Here is a 5,161-nt window from a genome sequence, read left to right on the forward strand (position 1 = left end):
TGCGCACAGCAGGAGTTCGAGGGTGCCGAGGGTGCGCAGCGCGAGCGCCGCGCGGTCGCCGCCGCGCAGCAGCCGGGCCAGCGCGGTCCGGTGCGCCGACCGGGCCGTACCGCGGCCGAGGAGCTTGCCCGCACCGGCCACGCCCAGCACCCCGGCGAGCGGCGGCGCAACGAGATCGAGGGCGGTGGCGAAGGTGGCAACGCTCATCGGCGGTGTCCCGCGCCCGGCCCGACCGCCACCCGGACGATGTCCACGGAGTCGTCGGACGGCCGCCAGGCGCCCAGGACTTGGGCGCCCTGCCCGATGCGCAGCCCGGAGAGGTCGGCGGTGGGCGCGGCGCCGGAGTACGAGGCGCTGGAGGTCGCCGGGAGGAGGTTGCCGACGATCTCGTGGGATCCGTGCGCGAGGTGCAGCCGGGTCTTCTCGATGCCGCGGATGGTGGTGTGGAGGTTCACGATGTTCACCCACACCGCGTCGGCGGCGACCGTGCCGTCGGGCATCGGGACGCCGCGTGCGTAGAGCCCGTCACCGGTCTCGATCGACGCGGCCGTGGTGGGACGCACCTTCCACACGCTGGTGGCGCCTGTGACCCGGACCCGGGCGTAGTCGCCGTGGGAGCCCGCCACTTCCAGCACACCGCCGTCGATGGAGGTGATCCGCCCCTCCACGAACGCGCCCGCGGGGACCGCGGGGTCCAGCGGGCGGCGCAGGGGCGCGGCGAACACGGCGTCGGCGTCCACGGCACCCAGCGCGGTCGCGCCGATGACGCCCGTACCGACGACGGTCGCGCCGCGCAGCGCGGCGGCGGTGAGGAAGCGGCGGCGGTCGAGTGGGTCGGACATCCGGTGTGCGCTCATGGGCCCGGCCTCATTCGTACAGGGAGACCGGCAGGGTGCCGGAGCTGAGGCTGCCGATGACGGAGAAGGCGGCCGGGGTCAGATCGATGACGCGGTTGCTGCGGCAGACGCCGTCGCAGCAGCTGGACTCGCCGCAGAAGCTCCGGGTGCGCGGACCGCAGTCGCTGACGGTGACGCAGACGGACGCGCCCGAGCACAGGTGGCGCACCTTGATGGCCGAGCCGCAGCCGCGCCGCGGCAGCTTCTCGCCGCACAGATCCGGCCGGGTGATGTCCCAGCACGCCTTGGACGCGTTGGGCCAGGCGGCCTGGAGCGCACTGGACTTGCAGGTGCCGCAGGCGCCACCGCCCGCGGCGGCACACGGGCCCCAGGCGTTGCCACAGCAGAACCAGGTGGCTTCGCCGTTCCCGAGGCTGGTCGATCCGCACGCCATGCGGCCATCATGCGCGGGGCCGAGGGGCGCCGCCACGCGGAAGCGTCCGATCCGGCGGCGGCACCCGCCCGCCCCTTACAACCGCTCGACGATCGTGACGTTCGCCTGCCCTCCGCCCTCGCACATCGTCTGAAGCCCGTACCGCCCCCCGGTGCGCTCCAGTTCGTGCAGCAGGGTCGTCATCAGCTTGGCGCCGGTCGCGCCCAGCGGGTGGCCCAGCGCTATCGCGCCGCCGTTGACGTTGACCCGCTCCGGGTCGGCGCCGCTCTCCCGCAGCCAGGCCAGCACCACCGGCGCGAACGCCTCGTTGATCTCCACCAGATCGATGTCGGCGATGGTCATGCCGGTCTTCTTCAGCGCGTACGCGGTGGCCGGGATCGGCGCGGACAGCATCCGGATCGGGTCCTCGCCGCGCACCGACAGATGGTGGATCCGGGCGCGCGGGGTCAAGCCGTGTTCCCGTACGGCCCGTTCGGAGGCGACCAGCAGCGCGGCGGCGCCGTCGGAGACCTGGGAGGAGAGCGCCGCGGTGAGCCGGCCGCCCTCCATGAGCGGGGCGAGCGCGGCCATCTTCTCCAGGCTGGTGTCCCGGCGCGGCCCCTCGTCCACGCGGACGTCCCCGTACGGGACCACCTCGCGGTCGAAGCGGCCCTCGTCGATGGCGCGGAGCGCCCGCCGGTGGGAGCGGAGCGCGAACTCCTCCATCTCCGCGCGGCCGATCCCCCACTTCTCGGCGATCATCTCGGCCCCGTAGAACTGGCTGACCGGACGGTCGCCGTACCGCGCCCGCCAGCCCTCCGAGCCCGCGAAGGGTCCCTCGGTCAGCCCCAGCGGCTCGGCCGCCTGGCGGCTGGCGAAGGCGATCGGCACCTGCGACATGTTCTGCACCCCGCCCGCGACCACCAGGTCCTGGGTGCCGGAGAGCACCGCCTGCGCCGCGAAGTGCAGGGCCTGCTGGGAGGAGCCGCACTGCCGGTCGACGGTCACGCCCGGCACCTCCTCGGGCAGCCCCGCGGCCAGCCAGCAGGTGCGGGCGATGTCCCCGGACTGCGGGCCCACGGTGTCCAGACAGCCGAAGACCACGTCCTCGACGGCGGCCGGGTCGGCACCCGAGCGCTCCATCAGCGCGCGCAGGACGTGCGCGCCGAGGTCGGCCGGGTGGACGGACGCCAGCCCGCCCTTGCGGCGGCCGACGGGGGTCCGTACCGCTTCGACGATGAATGCCTCGGCCATGGCTGCTCCTCAAGGGTCCTTGCGGGTCAATGTCGGGGGGTGATGCCGTCCAGGACCATCGACACGTACTGGCGGGCGATCTCCTCGGCGCTGTGCTGTCCGCCGGGCCGGTACCAGGACGCGGCGACCCAGACGGTGTCGCGCAGGAAGCGGTACGCCAGCCGGGTGTCGAGGTCGGCGCGGAACACCCCGTCGGCCACGCCCCGCTCCAGCGTGCCCAGCCAGGCCCCCTCGAACCTGCGCTGCGAGTCGGTGAGGTAGCCGAAGCGCGGCAGGGCGGCGAGCTGCCGGGACTCCTTCTGGTAGATCGCGACGGCGGCCCGGTGCCGGTCGATCTCCCGGAAGGATTCGGTGACGAGCGCCTCGATGGTCTCCCTGGGGCCGAGCCCGGCGCGCAGCACCTCGTCGTACCCCGCCCACAGCTCGTCGAGGAAGGTGGAGAGGATCTCGTCGACCATCGACTCCTTGGAGTCGAAGTGGTAGTACAGGCTGCCCGCGAGCATCCCCGCCTCGTCGGCGATCCGGCGGACGGTGGTCGCGTTGTAGCCCTGGGCCGCGAACACCTCGGCCGCCGTCGAGAGCAGTTCGCGGCGCCGCTCGGGGGACGGGCTCACGGTGGTCTTCTTGCTGTTCCCGCTGATTTTCGGCACGTTCCCATTCTCGCCTCACGGGTGCCGGGCTCCTGGGCGGCGGGCTGACGGCGGCCGGGCTCATGGGTGCCGACTGCTGACGGAGACCGTCTCACCCGTCATGTACGACGCGTAGCCGCTGGCCAGGAAGACGATCACGTTGGCGACCTCCCACGGCTCGGCGTACCGGCCGAACGCCTCGCGCTCGGTCAGCTCCGCCAGCAGCTCGGGCGTGGTGACCTTCACCAGGTGCGGATGCATGGCGAGGCTCGGCGACACGGCGTTGACGCGCACCCCGTACGCGGCGGCCTCGACGGCGGCGCAGCGGGTGAGCGCCATGACCCCGGCCTTGGCGGCGGCGTAGTGGGCCTGTCCGGCCTGGGCGCGCCAGCCGACGACCGAGGCGTTGTTGACGATGGCGGCGCCGCCGGACGCACGGGCCTTCATACGGCGGAGGGCGGCGCGGGTGCAGCGGAAGGTGCCGTTCAGGGTGACGTCGATGACCTTGTGCCACTGGTCGTCGGTCATCTCGGTGAGTTCGGTAGTGCCGCCCAGACCGGCGTTGTTGACCACGACATCCAGCCGTCCGTGGCGTTCCTCGGCGAGGTCGAAGAGCGCCGCCACCGCGTCCTCGTCGGTGACGTCGCAGGTCAGCCCGGCGACGCGATCCGACCCGAACTCCTCGGCGAGGGCGGCGGCCGTCTCGTCGAGGCGGCGTGCGTGGGCGTCGCCGATGACGATCCGGGCGCCCTCCTCCAGGAACCGGCGGGCCGTGGCGCCGCCGATCCCGGCGCCCGCCGCTGCCGTGATGACGGCCGTGCGGCCGGTGAGCAGGCCGTGGCCGGGGACGTACGACGGCTTGTTGTCCATCACGGCGTCACGGTAACCTACCAAACACTTGTTAGGGAAGGAGCCCGGGACCCGATGGATCTCGACCTGACCGAGCGGCAGGAGGCGTTCCGGGCCGAGGCCCGGGGGTGGCTCGCGGCCCATGTGCCCGCCGCCCCGCTGCCGTCCCTGGAGACCGCCGAGGGGTTCGCCGCCCACCGCGCCTGGGAGCGGACCCTGGCGTCCGGCCGCTGGTCGGCGGTGACCTGGCCCGAGGAGTACGGCGGGCGGGGCGCGTCGGTGCTGGAGTGGCTGCTGTTCGAGGAGGAGTACTACGCGGCGGGCGCGCCCGGCCGGGTGAGCCAGAACGGCGTCAGCCTGCTCGCCCCCACCCTCTTCGACCACGGCAGCGCCGAACAGCGGGCCAGGATCCTGCCGCCGATGGCGCGCGGCGAGGTGGTCTGGGCGCAGGCGTGGTCCGAGCCGGAGGCGGGCTCCGACCTCGCCTCGCTGCGTTCCACCGCCCGGCGCGCGGACGGCGGCTGGCTGCTGTCCGGCCAGAAGACCTGGTCCTCCCGGGCGGCCTTCGCCGACCGGGCCTTCGGGCTGTTCCGCAGCCACCGGGAGCCCGGCGCCCCGCCCCACCGCGGGCTGACGTATCTGATGTTCCCCCTGGACGCGCCGGGCGTGACCGTACGCCCCATCGGCCGCCTCGACGGGAAGCCCGCCTTCGCCGAACTCTTCCTGGACGAGGTGTTCGTGCCCGACGAGGACGTCATCTTTTTTTCCGGGGCAGGGCTGGCGGGTCGCGATGAGCACCGCGGGCAACGAGCGCGGGCTGACCCTCCGCAGCCCCGGCCGCTACACGGCCGCCGCCCGCCGCCTGACCGCCCTGTGGCGGACGCGCGCCGACGCCGGGGACGAGGCGGGCGCGGCCCTGCGGGACCGGGTGGCCGACGCCGTGATCCGCGCCCGCGCGTATGAACTCTTCGCCTACGCGGGCGCCTCGCGGCTGGCCGCCGGGGAGCGGCTCGGGGCCGAGTCGAGCCTCAACAAGGTCTTCTGGTCGGAGCTGGACATCAGCCTCCACGAAACCGCCCTGGATCTGCTGGGGCCGTGCGGTGAGCTGGCGGAGGACGGCTGGGCGGGAGGGCTATGTCTTTCGCGCTGGCGGGGCCGAT

Annotated in this window: 5 protein-coding genes and 2 pseudogenes; 1 reads left to right on the forward strand and 6 read right to left on the reverse strand. The window is 73.7% G+C overall.

The features are described from left to right. From SSOG_RS55415 to SSOG_RS01910, 6 genes and pseudogenes are all read right to left on the reverse strand, one after another. Positions 1–207 (reverse strand): annotated as a pseudogene (locus SSOG_RS55415) (hypothetical protein); the annotation flags it as partial. Then, complete coding sequence (locus SSOG_RS01890) at positions 204–857, reverse strand: hypothetical protein (RefSeq protein WP_009712494.1); 654 nt, start codon at positions 855–857, stop codon at positions 204–206. The pseudogene SSOG_RS55415 and the gene SSOG_RS01890, both read right to left, overlap by 4 nt. A gap of 10 nt (positions 858–867) precedes the next feature. Then, positions 868–1,290: a septal ring lytic transglycosylase RlpA family protein gene (locus SSOG_RS01895; RefSeq protein ID WP_039936324.1), complete on the reverse strand. Its 423-nt coding sequence runs from the start codon at positions 1,288–1,290 to the stop codon at positions 868–870. Between the two features lie 75 nt (positions 1,291–1,365). Next, positions 1,366–2,523, reverse strand: coding sequence for an acetyl-CoA C-acetyltransferase (locus tag SSOG_RS01900; RefSeq protein ID WP_009712496.1), 1,158 nt, complete (start codon positions 2,521–2,523; stop codon positions 1,366–1,368). 26 nt (positions 2,524–2,549) lie between these two features. Then, positions 2,550–3,173: a TetR/AcrR family transcriptional regulator gene (locus SSOG_RS01905; RefSeq protein WP_009712497.1), complete on the reverse strand. Its 624-nt coding sequence runs from the start codon at positions 3,171–3,173 to the stop codon at positions 2,550–2,552. Between the two features lie 60 nt (positions 3,174–3,233). Next, a complete protein-coding gene (locus SSOG_RS01910) occupies positions 3,234–4,022 on the reverse strand; it encodes an SDR family oxidoreductase (RefSeq protein WP_009712498.1) in 789 nt (262 codons plus the stop codon). A 54-nt stretch (positions 4,023–4,076) separates the two neighbouring features. Between SSOG_RS01910 and SSOG_RS01915 the strand changes: the two are divergent. Continuing rightward, positions 4,077–5,161 (forward strand): annotated as a pseudogene (locus SSOG_RS01915) (acyl-CoA dehydrogenase family protein); the annotation flags it as partial.

Source organism: Streptomyces himastatinicus ATCC 53653, assembly GCF_000158915.1.
Lineage (GTDB): Bacteria > Actinomycetota > Actinomycetes > Streptomycetales > Streptomycetaceae > Streptomyces > Streptomyces himastatinicus.